This is a genomic window from Rhizobium sp. BK377 (genome assembly GCF_014193935.1).
GTDB lineage: Bacteria > Pseudomonadota > Alphaproteobacteria > Rhizobiales > Rhizobiaceae > Rhizobium.
Genome location: NZ_JACIAC010000006.1, coordinates 377,507 through 397,712, shown reverse-complemented (window position 1 = coordinate 397,712; position 20,206 = coordinate 377,507). Strand labels below are relative to the sequence as shown.

Below are 20,206 nucleotides of genomic sequence, written 5' to 3'. Positions count from 1 at the left end.
GCCGCCAATCCGCTTGATTTCTTCAGAACGAGAAACTTCGTCGCCAGCAGCGCCGCCGCCCTCGTCAGTGAGTGGGCTTATAATCCCACACCCTCAAAACAGTCAACACCGACAATCCAACTTTTTTGACATTTTTGTAACAGGTTGATTCGACAGGTGATTTTTGGGTGGAAAGTTATCCACAGGCCGCCCTTTGGGACGAAATTCCCGAACAATCTTTTACCAGGCGATAAAAAATCATCCGGAACCCTTCCAAAAAGAGGCGGAAAGGCCAAAAAAACAGTGCCTTGGCCAATTTTATGGTTAACGCAGAATAAACGCCAGCCCTATCACCGTTGTCAAACAACCGTCATATTGGATTGTGGCGAAAGGTTCGGAACCTAACGCGGTTTTTCGTGTTTCCCTCCCCATTGAAGGAAAGGAGACAGATATGGCCGCCAATACCGATGATCTCAGAACTTCCGTCAGCAAGGATATCGCCGCTCTGCAGCAGGAGGTCTCCCGCCTGCAGAAGATGATTTCCGCACAGGGCGCCGAAGCCTATTATGAAGTGCGCGACCGCGCCGGCAAGGCTTACGAAGACGCGCTTCCCCGCGCAAAAAGCGCTGTCGCCCAGATCCGGGCCGAAGGTGCGGCAGTCGCCGGCACAGCCCGCGAACACCCGGCAGCCACCACAACGGCGCTTCTGGTTGCCGGCGCGATCGGCTTCCTTGCAGGTTATATGTTGTCAGGCGCCTCGCAGCCCGAGCCGCGTCACTGGTGGCGTTGAACTGCCAAGCTCCAGATTCCGCATTTTTTACGCATCCTGCAGATCCATTTTTTGCAGGATGCGTAAACACTTATGTCTTAGAAAAACCAATTTTTAATGCGATCGATAGGAGCATAAAAATGAAGGGAGGACATTATGGACAACAAGAGAGAGAAGCTGATCGTTGAAGTCAGCGTCGACGCCAGCGATGGACGTCGCGCAGTCGGCATCATGAACATGCGCCAGGCGCTCGATCTGCCCGAAATGCCGAGCCTCTCCTATACACATCCGGACCCGGCCAAGGCCGCAGCCGGCATTATGATGAACCGGCAGGAACTCGCCGGTTTCATGGCCTGCCCTTGAGGCAGTAGAAAAACTCTCTTGCCCACTGCGCTTTGTCCAAAGCGTCGATGATTTCCTTCGGCATCCGAAATCCCCTCCTCCCCAGAATTTCGAGCACCATTGCTGGCATCCGTGCGTCGTTCATGCAAAGAACAGCTTTCGCAATCGCATCAGGGATAGCGAAGTGAAAGGCCGGCGATCACCGCAGAAAACACACGAACGCAACAGACCCCAGGCCGAACCGGCCGGCAAGCGGGTCACGCTTCCACGTGCGCTCTCCAAACTTGGCTATTGTTCCCGCACGCAGGCCGAACGGCTGATCGCTGAGGGCCGCGTCGCGGTCGGTGATCGCATTGTCACAGATCCCGCGGCATGGGTCGATCTTTCGACCGCCCTTATCAAGGTCGATGACAAGGAGATCGTCGCAGAAGTCAGGATCTACCTGATGCTCAACAAGCCGCGCGGTCTTGTGACCACTCGTCATGATCCGGAAGGTCGCCCGACCGTCTATGACTGTCTGGCCGATTTTGATGTCCCGCACCTCTCTCCTGTCGGTCGGCTCGATAAGGCGAGCGAGGGGCTGCTGCTCTTTACCAACGATACGGAATTCGCCCAGACGCTGCTCGATCCAATCACCCACGTCTCGAAATCCTACCATGTGCAGATCGATCGGATCGCCGATAACGACATGCTGACAGCGATGATGTCAGGTCTTCGGCATGACGGCGAACTGCTGCGCGCCACCGCTGCCCGCAAGCTGCGTGACGGCGACCGCAACTCCTGGATCGAAGTGGAATTGCAGGAAGGCCGCAACCGGCAGATCCGCCGGATGCTGGAAGCGCTCGATATCGCCTGCCTGCGGCTCGTGCGTGTCGCGATCGGTGGGCTGGAGCTCGGCGACCTGCCGAAGGGATCGGTCCGGGCGCTGACTGAATCTGAACTGAAGGACCTTCGCCGGAAGGTCGGCACCGGTAAGGCAATACGGGATTGAGAATGAACGAAATGAAGCCGCATGATTTCTGGCAGGAGATCCATCCGCCGGGCAGTTTCGAAACGGGCGGCAATTTCACCTCCTTCTTTATAGCGGAACTGGAAGATGGCAGGCAGTTGCGGCTGCCGATCCGGGTCCTTCCGGATGGTGAGCATGCGCTGGCCTCGCTGATCATCAATCAGGCAAGCTTTGCGGTGCTGGATATGCTCGCCGAAAACCTTGCGGCAAAGATAGAACCATCAGGCATCGATGTCGTCGCCGGCCTGCCGACACTCGGCCTGACACTTGCGGCGGCCGTTGCCCAGAAGCTCGGCCACAGCCGTTATGTGCCGCTCGGCACCTCCCGCAAATTCTGGTATCGCGACGAGCTATCGGTCGCCCTCTCATCGATCACCACGCCGGAACAACAGAAACGGCTCTATGTTGATCCGCGCATGCTGCCCCTCCTCGAAGGACGCCGTGTCGCGCTGATCGATGACGTCATATCGAGCGGGGCCTCGATCGTTGCAGGTCTCGATCTGCTCGCAAGCTGCGGCACAGAACCCGTCGTCATTGGCGCGGCCATGCTGCAATCGGACCGCTGGCGCGCCAAACTCGACGCCACAGGCCCTCAATGGCAGGCACGCACGAAAGGCGTTTTTGCCACGCCCATCCTAAAGCGGACCGCCGAAGGAAAATGGCGCAGACCTGCCTGAGCGACGTCAAGATCAATGTAAGGACCGATCATTCTTTCGTCTGAACGAGCTATACAGTGCGAGACGAAGAGCTACATTCGGCGTGTGATCGAAGACAGGACCCCCCGATGACGCTTGAGCAAGCAGCCCTCCTGATCCTGCTGGTGGCAATGCTCTTCCTGTTCTCCCTCGACCGCCTGCGCATGGAAGTTATCTCGATCAGCGGATTGCTTGCGGGCTATGTGCTCGGCCTTTATCCCGCCGATAGCATCTTTGCCGGCTTCGCAAGCCCTGTCGTCGTCACCGTGGTCGAAATCCTGCTGATCGTTCAAGTACTGGCGCGCACCAAACTCTTTGACAGCCTCGTCGAGCGCTTCGTGGCATCGGGTCTCTCGCATTTCCGGGTCATAACAGGCGTCGCCGCTCTGACAGGCTTCATCTCGATCTTCATGAACAATATCGGTGCCTTTGCGATCAGCTTGCCGCTGGCGTTGCGGCTGAGCACGCTCATGAGCATTCCGCGCCGGCAGCTCGTGATGCCGATCTCCTTCGCCGCTCTTCTCGGCGGTCTCGTCTCGTTGATCGGCACACCCGCCAATCTTCTCGTCAGCGATGCGCTTGAAAAAACCACCGGCAAGGGTTTCCGCTTTTTCGACTTTGCCTATGTCGGACTTCCGGTCGCCATAACAGGCATCCTGCTGATCGGGCTAGTTGTGCAGCGATTGTTTTCGGAGCAGGACGAGACCGCGGAAGTGCCAACTCAGCCGGTCCGCCGCATCGTCGTGGAGCGCAGCATTCCCGAGCATTCGCCGCTCGTCGGCATAACACTTGCCCAATGCCCCGAGCGTTTCGGCATCCAGCCGCATGCCCTGATCCGCAATAGAGCTTTCGTCTTTGGCCCGCTCGAACAATCGGTCATTCAGCCGGGCGATATTCTGCTGGCGCAGGCCGCGGATTCGGTCTTCGCGGATCTGGCCGCCTCACAGGCGCTGGTGCGAGACGTCAATCCGCACGGGCTGCAGCCGGATTTCGCCAGCATCGAAGCCGTCGTCATGCCGGAAAGCACTGTCGTCGGCTCGCGCATCGCATCGCTCGAAGTCTTCCGCACTCGCGGCGTTACTGTTTCAGCATTGTCGATGCGGTCTCCTCGTATCGAAGGACGTTTTGCGGATCTGCAGCTTTCGATTGGCGACATCCTGCTGCTGGAAGGCCCGAAAGCGGCGATAGCTGAAGCGTTGGAAGAGTGTGAATGCCTGCCGCTTGCTTCCGCAGCCCCCTCCCCCGGATCGCCAGCTTCATGGCAGCCTTTTGCAATCTTCGCCTGCGGCGTCGTCGCTTCCGCCTTCGGCCTACGCCCCGATATTGCTCTTGCCTTCGTGGTGTTGGCGCTCGCACTGCCCGGCTATCTCAACATCCGCCACGCAATGGCGGATATCAACTGGCCAATCATCATTATGCTCGCAGCGATGATCCCGATCGGTCAGGCGGTTGCAACAACGGGCACGGCCGAGACCATTGCAGCATGGCTGAGCGTGGCCTTCCCGATCCGCTATCCCTTGTGGGGTATCGCACTCGTTCTGCTTCTCGCCATGGCGATGACGCCCTTCGTCAACAACGCGACGGTCGCAATCGTACTTGCGCCAATTGCGCTGGAATTTGCGCGCGCCAGCCAGCAGCCGCCGCAGGCCTATCTAATCGCGGTGGCCGCAGGCGCCTCGCAGGATTTCCTGACCCCCTTCGGTCACCACAACAATACGCTGTCGATGAGCATCGGCGGCTACCGCTTTGGCGATTTCCTGCGCGCCGGCTGGCCGCTGACGCTCGCCGGCTATATAGTCACGCTTATTCTCATCGCCGTCTTCTGGCTTGAATGAGCCTTTGCTTGACTTCCCCGGCAATGAAACTAGAGCAGGGTCAGAGCATGCGGCGCAAAAGTGTGGAGCGGTTTTGCGATAACGACATGCGTAAAACAAAGACCTGAAGCGTGCGAAGCGAATCCTAAAGATCGCGGCACGCTTTAGTCTCAGCTGATAGAAGGATAGCCAGGCGCCGTGCGTATTCTCTCCGAAGCCCATTTCCCGGAATTGCCGAACTACTACCGCGGCAAGGTGCGCGAGAACTACGATCTTCCGGATGGGCGGCGCATCATCATTAGCACCGACCGACTGAGCGCCTTCGACCGCATCCTGACCTGCATTCCCTATAAGGGACAGGTGCTGACCGAGACGGCCCGCTACTGGTTCGAGGCAACGAGGGACATTTGCCCCAATCACGTTCTCGACTATCCCGATCCGAACGTCGTCATCGGCAAGCGGCTCGATATCCTTCCTGTCGAGATCGTTGTGCGCGGTTATCTCGCCGGCACGACAGGCACCTCGATCCTGACGCTTTACAAAAAGGGTGAGCGCGAAATGTATGGCATGCGCCTGCCCGACGGCATGCGCGACAACCAGATTCTTCCCGAGCCGGTCATCACGCCGACCAGCAAGGAATTCGACGGCGGTCATGACGAGCCGCTAACGCCGGCCGAAATCGTCAGCCGCGGACTGCTGACGAAAGAACAGTGGGAAATGCTTTCGAAATATGCACTGGCGCTTTTTGCCCACGGCCAGCAACTGGCGGCAAAACGCGGCCTGATCCTTGTCGACACCAAATATGAATTCGGCACGGACGAGAATGGCAACATCATTCTCGCCGACGAAATTCATACGCCCGATAGCAGCCGCTACTGGGTGGCGGAAACCTATCCTGCCGCCTTCGAAGCGGGCAATCGGCCGGAAAGCTTCGACAAGGATTTCGTCCGCGCCTGGGTCGCCGAACGCTGCGACCCCTACAAGGATGCGATTCCGGAAATTCCTCTCGAGCTGATCGAGCAGACTTCGGCCATCTATATCAAAGCCTACGAATGGATCACCGGGGAACGCTTCGTACCCGACGATCGTGGCGAAACGCCCGCGGCACGTGTCCGGGCAAATCTCGCGCCCTATTTTCCCTGAACCTTTAAAGCCGGAGTTGCGAGCCTGCTTGCAGGCTTTCAACCAATCGCGCTAGCATCGGAAAAAAGGGGTGCTGGGCCAAGCCCGGCGGGGAACAGATGGCACGCAGGCCCAGACGCAAGGCCGAAGAGACCAGGGAGGATATCCTCTCGATGGCGGATACGCTGTTTCGCCAGCGCGGCTTCGTCGCCGTTTCTATCGCCGATATCGCTTCGTCGCTGCACATGTCGCCGGCCAATGTTTTCAAGCATTTTCAATCAAAGGCGGTGCTGGTCGATGCGATCGCCGAGCGTCATCTCGGCAATGCGACAGAGCGCTTCGCCGCCGTTGACACCAGCCTGCCGCCGAAGGAGCAGTTGCTAAGCTTCGTCCTGCGCCTGCTCGACAGCCATCTGCAGGACATCCAGCAGAACCCCTACATTTTCGAGATGGTGATCTCGACGATCAATGCCAAACTCGATGCCGGCCAGCGCTATCGCGAACGGATAGAGCAGAAGCTCGGCGAGATCATTCGTGAAGGCGTGGCCGAAGGCAATTACCATTGCGACAACACGGATGCGGCAGCCCGCACCGTTGCAGACCTTCTGGCCTGTGTTCTGCATCCCATCCTCATTGCCAAGGACGACAAAAACACACTTGTTCACCGTGCGGAAAAAATCGTGTGTTTCGTGGATGCCGCACTGCAAAATAACCCTTGCTAAGTGACGATTGCTGAATTACGTCACTTCGTAAAGCTTTTCTTAATATCGGATAACGGCATCTGTTTCCGGGTCAATCATCACTCCTATATAGAGCGGCGCCTCATAGGGCCGGCGATTGAACCGCTACTGCCAACCGCACAGGAATTCAGCATGATCCGGCGTGCCCTCATCATCTCCTCGGCCCTCTTGCTGGTTATGGGCCTCGCAGCCTGCAACGAGAGTGGCAGCAAGCCCGCGGGCAATGCAAGCGCAGGCGGTGCTGCCCAGCAGGCTGCACCGGTCGGTGTGGTCACGCTGAAGAAGGATACCTATCCGATCACCACGATCCTGCCTGGCCGCGCCGAAGCCTTCCAGGTGGCCGATATCCGCCCGCAAGTGAACGGCATCATCCGCGAAATCGCCTTCAAGGAAGGCGGCGAAGTCAAGAAGGGCGACCTGCTCTACCAGATCGACGATGCTGCCTACCGAGCAGCCGTCGAGCAGGCCCAGGCTGCGATTTCCAAGGCTCAGGCAAGTGTGCCGAGCGCCCAGAGCAATTTCGACCGCTACCAGCGTCTGGTCGGCAGCGGTGCGACGCAGATCGAATTCGAGACCGCCCGCACGGCGCTTGCCCAGGCAAATGCAGAAGTCGAAGCCGCAAAAGCGGCATTGACCGCAGCACAGATCGACCTCGATCACACAAAGATCACGGCCCCTTTCGACGGCGTCATAGACCAGACGGCCTACAATATCGGCAACGTCGTTGCAGCCAACCAGTCGACCGCGTTGACCACTATCCGCCAGCTCGATCCGATCTACATTTCGCTGACGGAATCGAGCACCAACCTGCTGAAATTGCGCGATGCGATCGCTGCCGGCGAGGTTAAGGGCGAGGACAACAATATCGCGTTCCGCCTGATCCTCGAAGATGGCCGTGAATATAATCAGAAGGGCAAGCTCGACATGTCGAAGCAGGTCGTCAGCGAAACGACCGGCACCTTCATCATTCGCGTGGTTTTCCCGAACCCGGACCGCGTCGTCCTGCCGGGCATGTATGTACGCGCCACGGTCGAACTCGGTGCTGAAACCGGATATTCCCTGCCGCAGCTTGCGACCACCCGCGACGCAAACGGCCGTTTGACGGCACAGTTCGTTTCCGCCGAGGGCAAGGTTGAGACTCGTGTGTTCGAGAACGCCTCGCCCTCCAACAATTCCTGGCTCGTGACCCAAGGCGTGAAGGACGGCGATCAGCTCATCGTCAGCGGTCTGCAGTCGATTGTATCAGGCATGCCGGTAAAGCCGGTTCCAATGAAGATCAACGACAACGGCGTGGTTGTCCCTGCCGATCAGCCTGTGGCCGGAGGCGAACAGACGCCCGCAGCAAAGTAATGCGCAGGCATTTTCGTATCGTCACCGTCCCAGCCGTACAGGAATAACCGATGGCCAAGTTTTTCATTCGACGACCGATCTTCGCCTGGGTCATTGCGATCACCATCATGCTCGCAGGTCTGCTCGCCATCTTCACGCTGTCGATCTCGCAATATCCTGATATTGCGCCGACCACGGTCCGCATCAACACCAGCTATCGCGGCGCGAGCGCCGAAACGGTCGAAAAATCGGTGACCACCATCATCGAAGACGGCATGACTGGTCTCGATGACCTCACCTACATGACCTCGACCTCGTCGACTGGCTCGGCCAGCATTTCGCTGACCTTCGGGACCAGCATCAATCCTGACATCGCGCAGGTGCAGGTGCAGAACAAGCTGCAGCTCGTCCAGTCGCAGCTGCCGGGAGATGTCATCGATGCCGGCATCAGCGTCACGCGCTCCACCTCGAGCATTCTTCTCGTCGGCTCGCTGGTCTCGACAGACGGCAAGCGCACCTCCGTTGACCTCGGCAACATCATGTCGACCTCGATCGAGGACCAGATCCAGCGTCTGGAAGGCGTGGGCAGCATCAACGTATTTGGCTCCGGCTACGCCATGCGCGTCTGGCTGGATCCGTTCAAGCTACAGAAGTTTCAGCTCACTCCAAGCGACGTGACCTCGGCCATCCAGGCCCAGAATACGCAGGTCTCTGTCGGCTCGCTCGGCGCGCAGCCGGCCCTCCCGGGGCAGCAGATCAACGTGACCATCACCGCGCAAAGCCAGCTCACCACTGTCGCGGATTTCGAGCACATCATCCTGAAGGTCGAAAAGGATGGGTCGACCGTCCGCCTCAGCGATGTCGCCCGCGTCGAGATCGGTCAGGAAAGCTATGGTGGCAGCTCGCGCTATAATGGCCTGCCATCGTCGGGTTTCGCGGTCAACCTTGCCATTGGCGCGAACGCCATCGACACCGCCGCCCGCGTCCGCACCGCGCTTGAAACGATCGGCCGTGGCCTGCCGGAAGGCGTCGAGATCACCTATCCCTACGACACGACCCCCTTCGTCGAGCTGTCGATCGAGAAGGTCGTGCATACGCTGATCGAGGCGATCGTGCTCGTTTTCGTGGTCCTGCTCATCTTTCTTCAAAACCTGCGCGCGACATTGATCCCGACCATCGCCGTTCCCGTCGTGCTTCTGGGCACGTTCGGCGTCCTCGCGGTAACAGGCTATTCGATCAATACGCTGACGATGTTTGCCATGGTGCTGGCGATCGGTCTTCTTGTCGACGACGCCATCGTCGTCGTGGAAAATGTCGAACGCATCATGTCGGAGGAAAAGCTCTCGCCGCTTGAAGCGACCGAGAAGTCCATGGGTGAAATCACCGGTGCCATCGTCGGCATCGCTCTCGTGCTGACCGCCGTTTTCATTCCCATGGCCTTCTTCGGCGGTTCGACCGGCATCATCTATCGCCAGTTCTCCATCACCATCGTTTCGGCCATGCTGCTGTCTGCCCTCGTCGCCATCGTGCTGACGCCGGCGCTCTGCGCCACGATGCTGAAGCCCGTCAACGAGCATAAGAAGCATCGCATCGGCGACTGGTTCAACCGCAACTTCACCCGCTCGACCAACGGCTATGTCCGCACGATCGGCTACCTCTTGAAGCGTCCGGTCCGCGTCATGCTGGTGTTCCTGCTGGTCGGCGCCGGCTGCGCCTATCTCTTTACGCGCCTGCCGAGTTCGTTCCTGCCGCAGGAAGACCAGGGTGTGCTCCTGACCATCGTCACCACACCGCCGGGCTCAACCACGCAGCAGACGCAGGCCGTCGTTGAAAAGGTCGAAAAATACTTCCGTGAAAACGAAAAGGATGCGGTGGATTCCGTCTTCGGCGCGCTCGGCTTCGGCTTCAACGGTTCAGGCCAGAACAGCGCTATCGTCTTCACCAAGCTCAAGGATTTCTCACTGCGCACCGATCACAATCTCAGCGCGCAGTCGGTCGTCAACCGGGCTCTCAAGAACTTCTTCACGATCCGCGAGGCGCAGGTCTTTGCGCTGCTGCCACCAGCGATCCAGGGTCTTGGCGTCTCAAGCGGCTTCTCCATGTATCTGGTGGACACCGGCGGCCACGGCAATCAAGCCCTGACGGCTGCGTCCAAGCGGCTCATCCAGATGGCCGGCGCCACCGGCAAGGTCGTGGCGCTGCGCTCGAACAACAAGGAAGTCGAGCCGCAGATGAAGATCCTGATCGATCAGGAGAAGATCGGCGCCATGGGTGTCGACCTCGCCTCGGTCAACTCGATGCTGTCGATCATCTTCACCGGCCGCGACGTCAACGACTTCACGCTGAACGGTGAGATCAAGCCAGTCTACGTGCAGGGAGACGCCCCCTTTCGCATGCAGCCGACCGATCTGAATCACTGGTATGCCCGCAACACCGCCGGCGAGATGGTGCCCTTCTCTGCCTTTACGACAACCCAGTGGGTGGAAGGCGCGCCGTCACTCGCCCGATTCAATGCTGTCAGCGCCATCCCGCTCGACGGTGCGGCAGCCCCTGGAGTCTCCTCCGGCGAGGCCATGAACGAGATGGAAGCCCTGACCGAGCAGCTCGGCGGCGGCTACACGGTCGCCTGGCAGGGCATTTCCTATCAGGAGCGGCTCTCGGGGTCGCAGGCACCGATGCTTTACGCGATTTCGGTTCTCGTCGTCTTCCTCTGCCTGGCTGCGCTCTACGAGAGCTGGTCGATCCCGTTCTCGGTCATCATGGCCGTGCCGGTCGGCGTGCTCGGCGCGCTTGCCGCAGCAACGCTCTTCGGGCAGGCGAACGACGTCTATTTCAAGGTGGGCCTGCTCACGACCATCGGCCTTGCCGCGAAGAACGCGATCCTGATCGTGGAATTCGCAAAGGACCGAATGGAGACGGGCATGGGGCTCTTCGAGGCAACGCTGGAAGCAGCAAGGCTGCGCCTGCGCCCGATCATCATGACCTCTCTGGCTTTTATTCTCGGCGTCGTGCCTCTGGCCATCGCAACGGGCGCGGGTTCCGCTGCCCAGAACGCGATCGGTATCGGCGTGCTCGGGGGCATGCTTTCGGCAACGATGCTCGGCATTTTCTTCGTGCCGTCCTTCTTCGTCGTGATCCGCCGCATCTTTGCCACACGGCAAAAAAATGAGGCGGGAGTGTGATATAAATGCACTGTGAGAAAGCTTTCCGGATTGCTACATTGCGCACGGACTGCTTCGGCATGTGTTTAGCGTAAGGAACGAGGCGCGTCAGGGCCGATAGTGAAGCATGACGCTTCGGACAAGAATTGACTTGCTCGAGTTACAGGATGAAATGCATGGTATCTCTTCGTTATGCCACACCGGCGCTATTGTTATTGCTGTCGGGCTGTGTAGTAGGCCCTGATCACGTACCTCCTGAAATGGCACTTCCCGGAAAATTCAGTGAAGGTGGCAAAAAGAGCATCGGCGATGTCGCTACCACGGCCTGGTGGACCGCCTATAACGACCGCAAGCTCGACAGCCTTGTCCAGACCGGGCTTAGCCAGAACCTGACGATTCAACAAGCGATCGAGCGTATCAATTCCGCATCCGCCAACGTGACCATCGCCGGCGCCGGTGCCTTGCCCGCCCTCGATGTCGGCGCTTCCCACACCATCAGTGGTCAGACCGGTGAACTGCGCGACCAGCCCAACACTCGCAACACCAGCGCCGGACAGCTTTCCCTGTCCTGGCTGCTCGATCTGTTCGGCCTCTACAAGCGCAGCAAGGAAAGCGCCCTCGCCTCTCTTGATTCCGCTTACGCGGGTGCCGACATCGCCAAGCTGTCCTACATCCAGGACCTTGTCTCAACCTATATCGATCTGCGCTTCTACCAGCAGCGCCTGGCGCTTTCGAAGGCCAACCTGAAATCCCGCCAGGAAACCTACGACCTCACGAAGTTCCAGCTTGACGCAGGTGCGGCATCCCGCCTCGACGTCGTGCAGGCTGAAGGTCTTGTCCAGTCGACGCTCGCAGAAATCCCCGGCCTCGAAACCAACATCCGCGTTTCGGCCCATCATATCGCCACCCTCGTCGGCCAGCCGGCTGGTACGATGGTGGATGAACTGATGCGTGGCTCTGGTCAGCCGACTTTCCGCGGCGGTATCAATTCCGGCATTCCGGCCGACCTGATCCGCAACCGTCCGGACATTCGCCAGGCCGAGCGCAACCTTGCCGCCGCTACCGCCCAGATCGGTGTCGCAGAGGCTCAGCTCTACCCGTCGATCTCGCTCTCAGGCTCGATTTCGCCGAGCTACATCAACCAGCGCGGCATACACGGCGGCCTGTCGGCATGGTCCTTCGGCCCAACCCTGAACCTGCCGATCCTCGACGGTGGTCGCCTGCGCGCCAACGTCGACGTCTCCAAGTCCGACGCAGCCGCATCCTATCTCGCCTGGAAGCAGACCGTTCTGACGGCAGTCGAGCAGGTCGAAAACGCTCTGTCGGCCGTTCGCCGCGATGCCCAGACCGTTAATGCGTTGCGCGCCCAGGTCCGGACGACGCAGGAAACCCTCGAGCTTTCGACGGCGTCCTACAAGGACGGCGCCTCCTCGCTGCTCGACGTTCTCGACGCCCAGCGTCAGGTCTCGCTCGCTCAGGCAAGCCTTGCCGCCGCTGTTCAGCAGATGGCAAAGGATTACGCTGCGCTCAACATCGCAACCGGTGGCGGCTTCGCTCCGGGCGGCAAGACTACCGGTCCGGGACCGGTCAAGGTTACCAAGGGCAGCTAACATCCTCGCATAGCGTCATTCCGAAGCCTCGCGGTTTCCGCGGGGCTTTTTCTTTGCGTGAAAATCTACCCTGGACAGATAATATCCTGCACAGGAAGAATTTGGATTCGACAAGCCGCAATTGCTACGCTATGCAATTGATTAAACGATTAAGCGCGGCGCTTCAAAACAATGGCTTCACAACGCCCGGGACCCAATCTCAGCAGGATTGCGACGTCGCTCGGCGTCTCCGTTGCCACGGTCTCCAATGCGCTCTCCGGCAAGGGCCGGGTTTCCGATGCCCTGATCGAAAGAATTCGCGCGCATGCTGCCGAACTTGGCTATGTGCCGAGCCAGGCTGGCCGGGCTCTGCGCACCGGCCGCAGCGCCGTGCTCGGCCTTGTCCTGCCTGACATAGCCAATCCTCTCTTTCCGAAGATCGCCCAGGCCATCGAATATGCTGCATCGGCAGCAGGCTATGGCGTGCTGATCGCCGACTCCCGCGGCGATATCACGGCGCAGACCGAAGCGATCAACCGGCTGGTGGAGCGTGGTGTCGATGGCATGGTGGTCGTGCCGCGCCGTGCCACACGCATTTCCGGCGCAAGCTGCCCGGTCGCAGTCATCGATACCGCCTCCACGCCGGGCAATACGGTCGCCGCCGATCACTGGCAGGGTGGCAAGGAGATCGCCGCCCACCTTGCGAGCCTCGGCCATAAGCAGATCCTGATCATCGGCAACAATCACGAGTCCAATGTCCAGAATGACCGAGCCGGCGGCATCAGAGCCGGCCTGCAGCCTGGCATGCGCTCCGAAACACTCTGGATCGAGCGGTTGGAGAACGAGACGGGTGCCGGTTGCCGGCTGGGGCTTGCGGAAAAGGCGCGTCAGGGCTTCACGGCCTTTGCGGCCCTTTCCGACCTACAGGCTCTGCGCGCGCTGACTGAACTGCAGCAGGACGGCATCAGCGTGCCCGCCGATGTCAGCGTCACCGGCTTCGATGATCTCATCTGGTCGCCTGTCGTCACGCCATCGCTGACGACGGTGAGGATGGATATGGATACCATCGCCGAAATTGCCGTCTCGGCACTGGTCAATAGAATAAACGAAAGCGGCACACGGGAGGGCGTGCTGGTTACGGCGCACACCGAACGTGTGCCCATGCAGCTGATTATTCGCCAGTCATCCGGGCTCGCGAACCCGGCACCAAAAACCTCAGAGATGGAGAACTTGTAGAATGAAGAAAGCCCTGATTGCATCGGTGGCGCTGGCCGCCCTTTTCCCGCTTGGTGCCGCTGCGCAGGAGCGGACACTGACCATTTCCGTCTATGCTTTCGCGCAGGATGACTATAAGATAATCGTCTATGATCCCTTCGAAGCCAAGTGCGGCTGCAAGCTTGTCGTCGAAACCGGCAACAGCGTCGAACGTATTGCTAAGATGGAAGCCAACAAAGCCAATCCGGTGGTCGATCTCGCTGCCGTCTCCATGGCCGATGGCCTCGCCGCTTCCCGCGCCGACCTGATCGACAAGGTCGATACGTCCAAACTCGAAAATTTCTCCAAGCTCTATGATATCGCCAAGAATCCGAACGGCGACGGCATGAGCGTCGGCTACACCTTTTACGCCACCTCGATTGCCTACCGCTCAGACAAGATGAAGATCGAATCCTGGGCCGATCTCCTGAAGCCCGAATATGTCGGTCACGTCGCCTTCCCGAACGTCACGACCAACCAGGGGCCACCGGCGCTCTATATGCTTGGCCTCGCGCTCGGCAAGGACACGCCTGATCTCAAGGCGCCGATCGAAGCACTTGGCGAAAAAAAGGACGAGATCGTCACCTTCTATGAAAAGTCTTCCCAGCTCGTGCAGCTTATGCAGCAGGAAGAAATCTGGGCGGCTCCGATCGGCCGTTTCTCCTGGGCAGGCTTCACCAAGCTCGATGTTCCCGTTGCCTGGGCAACGCCGAAGGAAGGCCAGACCGGCGGCATGAACGTGCTGGTGCTGACCAAGGGCTCGAAGAACCAGGACCTTGCCCTGCAGTTCATGGATTTCTGGCTGTCGACCGACGTCCAGACCAAGCTCGCGGAAAAGCTGATCGACAGCCCGGCGAACAAGGATGTTAAGGTCTCAGACAAGGTCGCCAACAACATTACCTACGGCGAAGACACTGCCAAGAGCCTGAAACTGATCCCGTCCGCAGCCGCCCTCGACAACCGCAGCGGCTGGTTGAAGGAATGGAATGAAAAGGTCGGCCAGTAAGCCAGTCTGAAATCGGTCCCGGCGGCGGCCGGGATCGGCCCTTCCCCGCTCGAAAGGCGTCTCATGTTCCAGAACCGCGCAGAAGCCCTGGCGCTTGCCCTGCCGGCAGCGATCTTCGCCGCCGCGGTCTTTCTGCTGCCTGTCGCGATACTGCTTTCGGAAGGTTTTCGTAGTGGCGGAGCCTGGACGCTTGCCGCCTACACGGATTTCTTCTCGCAGACGCTGAACCGCACCGTCTTCTTCCGCACCTTCCGGCTCGGCCTGGAAGTGACGGCAGTGTCGGCCATCATCGGCTATGCCGCCGCCTTTGCGATCGTCAATCTTCCTCCGAAGGGCAAGGGCCGCATGATCGGCCTCATCACCCTGCCGCTGATGATTTCGCCCGTCGCCCGCACCTATGCCTGGATTGTCATTCTCGGCCGCACCGGCATCGTCAATGAAGCCATCACCGGTCTCGGGCTCAGTCCGGAGCCGCTGCGCCTGCTCTTCACCGAAACCGCCGTCTTCATCGGCCTGCTGCAGCTTTTCCTGCCGCTGATGATCCTGTCGCTCATCAGCGCGCTCGAGAACATGCCGAAGGATGCCATTCCCGCCGCCCGCGTGCTCGGTGCAAACTGGCTCCAGGTCTTCTGGAAAGTTATCCTGCCGCTCACCAAGGAGGGCCTCGTCGTCGGCGGCACGCTGGTCTTCACCGGCTCGCTGACGGCCTATATCACCCCGGCCATCCTCGGCGGCTCCAAGGTGCTGATGCTGGAAACGCTGCTGTATCAGCAAGTCTCCGTCGCCAATAATTTCGTTTCGGCAAGCGTCATCGCCTTCATCCTGATCGTCATGAGCTTTGCCGCCAATATCCTGCTGAAGCGCCTTGCCACCGCGAGGAACCGCCGATGAGCATCCGTCTCCTCTCACCCGTCGTGCTCGTCCTCCTGCTGGTCTTCCTGATCGGGCCCTTCCTGATCATCATCGCCGCTTCGCTTTCCGCGGGCGATACGCTGGCCTTCCCCCCGCAGGGCCTGTCGCTGCGCTGGGTGGCAAAGGTCTTCACCATCGACAGTTTCCGCGAAAGCTTTGCCATGTCGATGTTTCTGGCAGTCTTCGGCACGCTGGCAGCTCTTATCCTCGGCATCCCCGCCGCCTATGCCCTATCGCGTTACCGTCTCCGGGGCGCAGAGACGGTAAGAACCATCGTCTCACTGCCGATCATTGTGCCCGGCATCATCGTCGGTCTGGCGCTGCTGCGTTACCTGGTCGTACCATTCGGCTTCAACATCACATTGGCGCTCTTCTTCGCCCATACGGCTCTGGTGCTGCCCTATGCGGTGCGTGTTGTGTCCGCAAGTCTCGGCAACCTGCGCTCAGATATCGAGGAAGCCGCCGTATTGCTCGGCTCCTCGCGGCTCGGCGCTTTCTTCCGCGTGGTCATGCCAAATATCCGCGGCGGCATTCTCGCCGCCTTCATCCTCGGCTTCGTCACCAGCTTCAATCAGGTGCCAGTCTCGCTCTTCCTCTCCGGCCCTGGCGTCCGCACGCTGCCGATCGACATGCTGGGCTATATGGAGACGACCTACGACCCGTCCGTTGCGGCGCTCTCAGCGCTGCTCGCCTTCCTTTCGATCGGCATCGTCTTCCTCGCCGAACGCTTCCTGGGATTCTCTCGCTATGTCTGATGCCTACCTTCAACTCGACAAACTGACGCTCGCCTATGGCGATACGGTTGCGGTGAAGGACCTCGACTTGTCGATTGCCAAGGGCGAGCTGGTAGCCCTTCTCGGTCCCTCCGGCTGCGGCAAGACGACGACCATGCGCGCCATTGCCGGCCTGCTGAACCCGGCTTCCGGCCGCATCAATCTCGATGGGATCGAGATCACCCGCGTCTCTGCCAACAAGCGCGCCGTCGGCCTGGTTTTCCAGTCCTACGCGCTTTTCCCGCATCTGACCGTCTATGAAAACGTCGCCTTCGGCCTGCGCCTGAAGGGTCTTCGCGGCCGAGATCTGGACGGCAAGGTCAATGCCGGCCTCAAGTCCGTCGGCCTTGCGAAGTTTTCCGGCCGCAAGCCGGGCGAACTCTCGGGCGGTCAGCAGCAGCGCGTCGCGCTCGCCCGCTCCATGGTCATGGAACCGAAAGTGCTGTTGCTCGACGAGCCCCTTTCCAACCTCGATGCCCGCCTTCGCCTTGAAATGCGCGCCGAGCTTCAACGCGTCCAGAAGGAAACTGGCGTAACGATGATCTTCGTCACCCACGACCAGGCGGAGGCCCTTGCCCTTGCCGACCGCATCATCGTCATGCTGAACGGCGGCATCGAGCAAATCGGCGCGCCCGAGGACATCTATAACAAGCCTGTTTCTTCCTTCGTCGCCGATTTCGTTGGCTTCGAAAACATCTTTGCGCTGAAGGACGGAAAACTCGCGACGCCGAATGGCCCTGTCGTGCTTTCCGCCGCAGCACCTGACAGTGCGGCGGGTCTGGCCTGGCGGCCGCGTGCGGTAATCCTCGGTTCTGGCCCTTTCCAGGGCACAGTGCGCGGCACGTCCTTTGCCGGCAACAGCCGCGAATATCTGCTGGACAGCGCGCTTGGCCCTATCAAGGCGGAAGTCGACGCCGCCCTGCCACAGCACAAACTCGGCAATACGATCGCCTTCGATTTGCCGGTCGCAGTTTCCGCAAGCCTCAAGCGTTTCGGGTGAGATCATGGGCGTCTGGATCGACACGGATATGGGTTTCGACGATGTCGCCGCTATCATGGTGGTGACGAACGCCGAGCTCGACATCGACGGCGTCTCGCTGATCTTCGGCAATACGCCGCTACCGCAGGTGCGCACCAATGCGGCTGGTGCCGCCAAGGCCTTCGGTTGGAAATTTCCGATTCACAGCGGCCGCGACATGCCCGTGCTCGGCAAACTTGAGACGGCGCAGGCGATCCTCGGCGAAGGCGGCATTCCGACGACCGGTAGACAGCTACCACCGGCGCCGATCCTGCCGGATAGCGATGCCTTCCCTGCCCTCTGCCGCTGGCTGGAGCTGGAAGGCCCGCATCGCATGCTAGCGCTTGGTCCATTGACGAATATCGCCGCACTGGCGCTCGCCCGGCCTGATCTCACAGCCCGCATCACTGAACTCGTCTGGATGGGCGGCGGCGTTACCTCTGGCAACCACACGGCATCCGCGGAGTTCAACGCACTTGCCGACCCCGAAGCGCTGGCAATCGTCATCGCACACAAGTTGCCACTGCGCATGGTCGATCTCGATCTCTGCCGCAAGGTTCTCGCAAAGCCCGAGGATGCCGATCCAGTCCGCGTTGCCGGCGGCGCCAATGCCGAACTGATTGCCGACATGTTCGCCGGTTATATCCGCATCGGCACCAGCCGCGGCCGTCCTTCGATGGCGATCTATGATCCCTCGGCTGCCGTCGCCTTCGTCGCTCCGCAGGTGGTCAGCTTCCGCCCTGCCCGCATCGACGTGGAATTGCAGGGGCAGCATACCCGCGGGCGCACGGTCGTCGAAACCCGTACCACCCATGCAACGTTCAATGCACAGTTCGCCGCTGACATCGATGCCGATATGGCGCGTGTCATCATTCTCGCCGCCTTGGTTAATGAGGCCCGCAAATGACCGCCACTCCGCGTCAGGAACCCGTCGATCTCAATGAGCCGGCCTTACGCGCCCGCGCCGTGGCTGCGGCGCGCGGTAGTAGCCCTTTCGATGTGCTTGTTACCGGCGGCCGTATCCTCGACGCCGTGACCGGGCTGATCCGCGAGGCCGATATTGGTCTCGTCGGCGCCCTAATCGCGAGCGTACACGCCCCGGCAAGCCGCAGCGATGCTGCAAATGTGATCGACGCGGCCGGCAGCATCATCTCCCCGGGCCTGATCGATACGCATATGCATATCGAAAGCTCGATGGTCACACCGGCCGAATATGCCGAGGCCGTTCTGCCGCGGGGCGTGACGACGATCGTCTGGGATCCGCATGAATTCGGCAATGTTCATGGTCTCGACGGCGTGCGCTGGGCAATCGAAGCCTCGCGCAATCTGCCGTTGCGCGTAATCCTGCTTGCTCCCTCCTGCGTTCCCTCCGCCCCTGGCCTGGAACTCGCCGGTGCGGATTTCGATGCTGGCGTCATTGCCGAACTGCTGCGCTCGCCGGCAATCGGTGGCGTCGCGGAAGTTATGAACATGCGCGGCGTCATCGACCGCGACCCACGGATGACTGACATCGTCAATGCCGGCCTGGCCTCAGGCAAACTCGTCTGCGGCCATGCCCGTGGCTTGGAAGGCGCCGATCTCAATGCCTTTATGGCCGCCGGTGTCACCTCTGATCATGAGCTCACCTCCGGCGCCGACCTTCTGCAAAAGCTCGCAGTCGGAATGACGATCGAACTGCGAGGCTCGCACGATCATCTATTGAAGGAATTCGCCGATGCGCTTGATGGCATCGGTCATCTTCCGCCGACCGTCACACTCTGCACCGACGACGTCTTCCCGGATGAACTCTACGAAAATGGCGGCCTCGACGATGTAGTGCGCCGTCTCGTGCGCTACGGGATGCGTCCGGAATGGGCGCTGAGCGCGGCAACTTTCAATGCCGCACAGCGCCTGAAGCGCTCCGACCTTGGCCTCATCGCCCCCGGCCGCCGCGCTGATCTCGTGCTGTTTGAGGATATGAGTGAATTCAGGGCGCGCGCCGTCATCGCCAACGGCCGTCTTGTTGCCGAAAATGGCGCGGTGAAGGATCCCATCCAGCCGCTCGATGCCAGTCCGCTGATGCAATCGGTCAAGCTCGCAGCGCTCGCGGACGATGATTTCCGTATTCCCGCCAACGGTACGAAAGCGCGCCTCGCGACGATCGACCGCCCGCGCTTTACCCAATGGGGCGAAGCTGAAGCAGATATTCGCGACGGCTTCGTCGTACCGCCAGCCGGCAGCGCCATGATTGCAGTCGCGCATCGTCACGGGGTGGCGGATGGCAGGCCGCGTGTCGGCTTCCTGACCGGCTGGGGTGAGTGGCGCGGTGCCTTCTGCACTACCGTCTCACATGACAGCCACAACCTCACGGTTATCGGCGGAAACGCACGAGACATGGCGCTTGCAGCAAATGCCGTCATCGAAGTCGGCGGCGGCATGGCCGTAGCAAAGGACGGACACGTCGAAGTCCTTCTGCCCCTGCCGTTCTCCGGCCTTGTGACAGATGCCTCCCTACAGGAAACCGCCAACGGCTTCACCGGCATCCGCAAGGCGATGGAGAAAGTCGTCGACTGGCAACCTCCCTATCTGGTCTTCAAGGCCTGCTTCGGTGCGACGCTTGCCTGCAATGTCGGCCCGCACCAGACCGATCGAGGCATTGCCGACGTCGTAACCGGCAAAGTGCTGGAAAGCCCCGTCTTGGAAACCTTCTGAGGC

Annotated in this window: 17 protein-coding genes; all 17 read left to right on the top strand. The window is 60.2% G+C overall.

What is annotated here, in order from left to right; genetic code table 11:
* The first annotated feature begins 430 nt into the window (after positions 1 to 430).
* Positions 431 to 769 carry a hypothetical protein gene (locus FHT92_RS23650; protein ID WP_007815384.1) on the top strand — a complete coding sequence of 113 codons (339 nt, stop codon included), beginning with the start codon at positions 431 to 433 and terminating at the stop codon, positions 767 to 769.
* A gap of 135 nt (positions 770 to 904) precedes the next feature.
* Positions 905 to 1,111, top strand: a complete 207-nt coding sequence (locus FHT92_RS23645) for a hypothetical protein (RefSeq protein ID WP_183829869.1) — start codon at positions 905 to 907, stop codon at positions 1,109 to 1,111.
* A 163-nt stretch (positions 1,112 to 1,274) separates the two neighbouring features.
* Positions 1,275 to 2,081 carry a pseudouridine synthase gene (locus FHT92_RS23640; RefSeq protein ID WP_183829866.1) on the top strand — a complete coding sequence of 269 codons (807 nt, stop codon included), beginning with the start codon at positions 1,275 to 1,277 and terminating at the stop codon, positions 2,079 to 2,081.
* 11 nt (positions 2,082 to 2,092) lie between these two features.
* On the top strand, positions 2,093 to 2,776 hold the full coding sequence (locus FHT92_RS23635; RefSeq protein ID WP_183829910.1) for a phosphoribosyltransferase: 684 nt from the start codon (positions 2,093 to 2,095) through the stop codon (positions 2,774 to 2,776).
* Between the two features lie 107 nt (positions 2,777 to 2,883).
* Positions 2,884 to 4,629, top strand: a complete 1,746-nt coding sequence (locus FHT92_RS23630; protein ID WP_183829863.1) for an SLC13 family permease — start codon at positions 2,884 to 2,886, stop codon at positions 4,627 to 4,629.
* Between the two features lie 177 nt (positions 4,630 to 4,806).
* Positions 4,807 to 5,751 carry a phosphoribosylaminoimidazolesuccinocarboxamide synthase gene (locus FHT92_RS23625; RefSeq protein WP_183829860.1) on the top strand — a complete coding sequence of 315 codons (945 nt, stop codon included), beginning with the start codon at positions 4,807 to 4,809 and terminating at the stop codon, positions 5,749 to 5,751.
* Between the two features lie 98 nt (positions 5,752 to 5,849).
* Positions 5,850 to 6,452: a TetR family transcriptional regulator gene (locus FHT92_RS23620; protein ID WP_183829857.1), complete on the top strand. Its 603-nt coding sequence runs from the start codon at positions 5,850 to 5,852 to the stop codon at positions 6,450 to 6,452.
* Positions 6,453 to 6,602: 150 nt separating this feature from the next.
* Positions 6,603 to 7,820 (top strand): efflux RND transporter periplasmic adaptor subunit, encoded by a 1,218-nt coding sequence (locus FHT92_RS23615; RefSeq protein ID WP_183829854.1) that lies wholly within the window; start codon positions 6,603 to 6,605, stop codon positions 7,818 to 7,820.
* Between the two features lie 50 nt (positions 7,821 to 7,870).
* The gene (locus FHT92_RS23610) at positions 7,871 to 10,981 is read left to right on the top strand and encodes an efflux RND transporter permease subunit (RefSeq protein WP_183829851.1); all 3,111 of its coding nucleotides are present in this window, start codon (positions 7,871 to 7,873) and stop codon (positions 10,979 to 10,981) included.
* Positions 10,982 to 11,136: 155 nt separating this feature from the next.
* Positions 11,137 to 12,570, top strand: a complete 1,434-nt coding sequence (locus tag FHT92_RS23605) for an efflux transporter outer membrane subunit (protein ID WP_183749960.1) — start codon at positions 11,137 to 11,139, stop codon at positions 12,568 to 12,570.
* A gap of 171 nt (positions 12,571 to 12,741) precedes the next feature.
* Positions 12,742 to 13,785 (top strand): LacI family DNA-binding transcriptional regulator, encoded by a 1,044-nt coding sequence (locus FHT92_RS23600; protein WP_183829848.1) that lies wholly within the window; start codon positions 12,742 to 12,744, stop codon positions 13,783 to 13,785.
* 1 nt (position 13,786) lies between these two features.
* Complete coding sequence (locus FHT92_RS23595) at positions 13,787 to 14,809, top strand: PotD/PotF family extracellular solute-binding protein (protein WP_183829845.1); 1,023 nt, start codon at positions 13,787 to 13,789, stop codon at positions 14,807 to 14,809.
* 63 nt (positions 14,810 to 14,872) lie between these two features.
* A complete protein-coding gene (locus FHT92_RS23590; protein ID WP_183829842.1) occupies positions 14,873 to 15,700 on the top strand; it encodes an ABC transporter permease in 828 nt (275 codons plus the stop codon).
* Entirely contained in the window at positions 15,697 to 16,476 is a 780-nt protein-coding gene (locus tag FHT92_RS23585; protein ID WP_183829839.1) for an ABC transporter permease, read from the top strand. Before FHT92_RS23590 ends, FHT92_RS23585 begins: the two co-directional genes overlap by 4 nt.
* On the top strand, positions 16,469 to 17,494 hold the full coding sequence (locus tag FHT92_RS23580) for an ABC transporter ATP-binding protein (protein ID WP_183829836.1): 1,026 nt from the start codon (positions 16,469 to 16,471) through the stop codon (positions 17,492 to 17,494). Before FHT92_RS23585 ends, FHT92_RS23580 begins: the two co-directional genes overlap by 8 nt.
* A 4-nt stretch (positions 17,495 to 17,498) precedes the next feature.
* Positions 17,499 to 18,419 (top strand): nucleoside hydrolase, encoded by a 921-nt coding sequence (locus FHT92_RS23575; protein ID WP_183829833.1) that lies wholly within the window; start codon positions 17,499 to 17,501, stop codon positions 18,417 to 18,419.
* Positions 18,416 to 20,203: an adenine deaminase gene (locus FHT92_RS23570; RefSeq protein WP_183829830.1), complete on the top strand. Its 1,788-nt coding sequence runs from the start codon at positions 18,416 to 18,418 to the stop codon at positions 20,201 to 20,203. The genes FHT92_RS23575 and FHT92_RS23570 overlap by 4 nt, the downstream gene beginning before the upstream one ends.
* Positions 20,204 to 20,206 lie beyond the last annotated feature (3 nt).

Excerpts from the sequence above, each read along its gene's own strand:
- FHT92_RS23650 (WP_007815384.1), top strand. The coding sequence starts at position 431 with ATGGCCGCCAATACCGATGATCTCAGAACTTCCGTCAGCAAGGATATC.
- FHT92_RS23645 (WP_183829869.1), top strand. The coding sequence starts at position 905 with ATGGACAACAAGAGAGAGAAGCTGATCGTTGAAGTCAGCGTCGACGCC.
- FHT92_RS23635 (WP_183829910.1), top strand. The coding sequence starts at position 2,093 with ATGAAGCCGCATGATTTCTGGCAGGAGATCCATCCGCCGGGCAGTTTC.
- FHT92_RS23630 (WP_183829863.1), top strand. The coding sequence starts at position 2,884 with ATGACGCTTGAGCAAGCAGCCCTCCTGATCCTGCTGGTGGCAATGCTC.
- FHT92_RS23620 (WP_183829857.1), top strand. The coding sequence starts at position 5,850 with ATGGCACGCAGGCCCAGACGCAAGGCCGAAGAGACCAGGGAGGATATC.
- FHT92_RS23615 (WP_183829854.1), top strand. The coding sequence starts at position 6,603 with ATGATCCGGCGTGCCCTCATCATCTCCTCGGCCCTCTTGCTGGTTATG.
- FHT92_RS23610 (WP_183829851.1), top strand. The coding sequence starts at position 7,871 with ATGGCCAAGTTTTTCATTCGACGACCGATCTTCGCCTGGGTCATTGCG.
- FHT92_RS23605 (WP_183749960.1), top strand. The coding sequence starts at position 11,137 with ATGGTATCTCTTCGTTATGCCACACCGGCGCTATTGTTATTGCTGTCG.
- FHT92_RS23600 (WP_183829848.1), top strand. The coding sequence starts at position 12,742 with ATGGCTTCACAACGCCCGGGACCCAATCTCAGCAGGATTGCGACGTCG.
- FHT92_RS23595 (WP_183829845.1), top strand. The coding sequence starts at position 13,787 with ATGAAGAAAGCCCTGATTGCATCGGTGGCGCTGGCCGCCCTTTTCCCG.
- FHT92_RS23590 (WP_183829842.1), top strand. The coding sequence starts at position 14,873 with ATGTTCCAGAACCGCGCAGAAGCCCTGGCGCTTGCCCTGCCGGCAGCG.
- FHT92_RS23585 (WP_183829839.1), top strand. The coding sequence starts at position 15,697 with ATGAGCATCCGTCTCCTCTCACCCGTCGTGCTCGTCCTCCTGCTGGTC.
- FHT92_RS23580 (WP_183829836.1), top strand. The coding sequence starts at position 16,469 with ATGTCTGATGCCTACCTTCAACTCGACAAACTGACGCTCGCCTATGGC.
- FHT92_RS23575 (WP_183829833.1), top strand. The coding sequence starts at position 17,499 with ATGGGCGTCTGGATCGACACGGATATGGGTTTCGACGATGTCGCCGCT.
- FHT92_RS23570 (WP_183829830.1), top strand. The coding sequence starts at position 18,416 with ATGACCGCCACTCCGCGTCAGGAACCCGTCGATCTCAATGAGCCGGCC.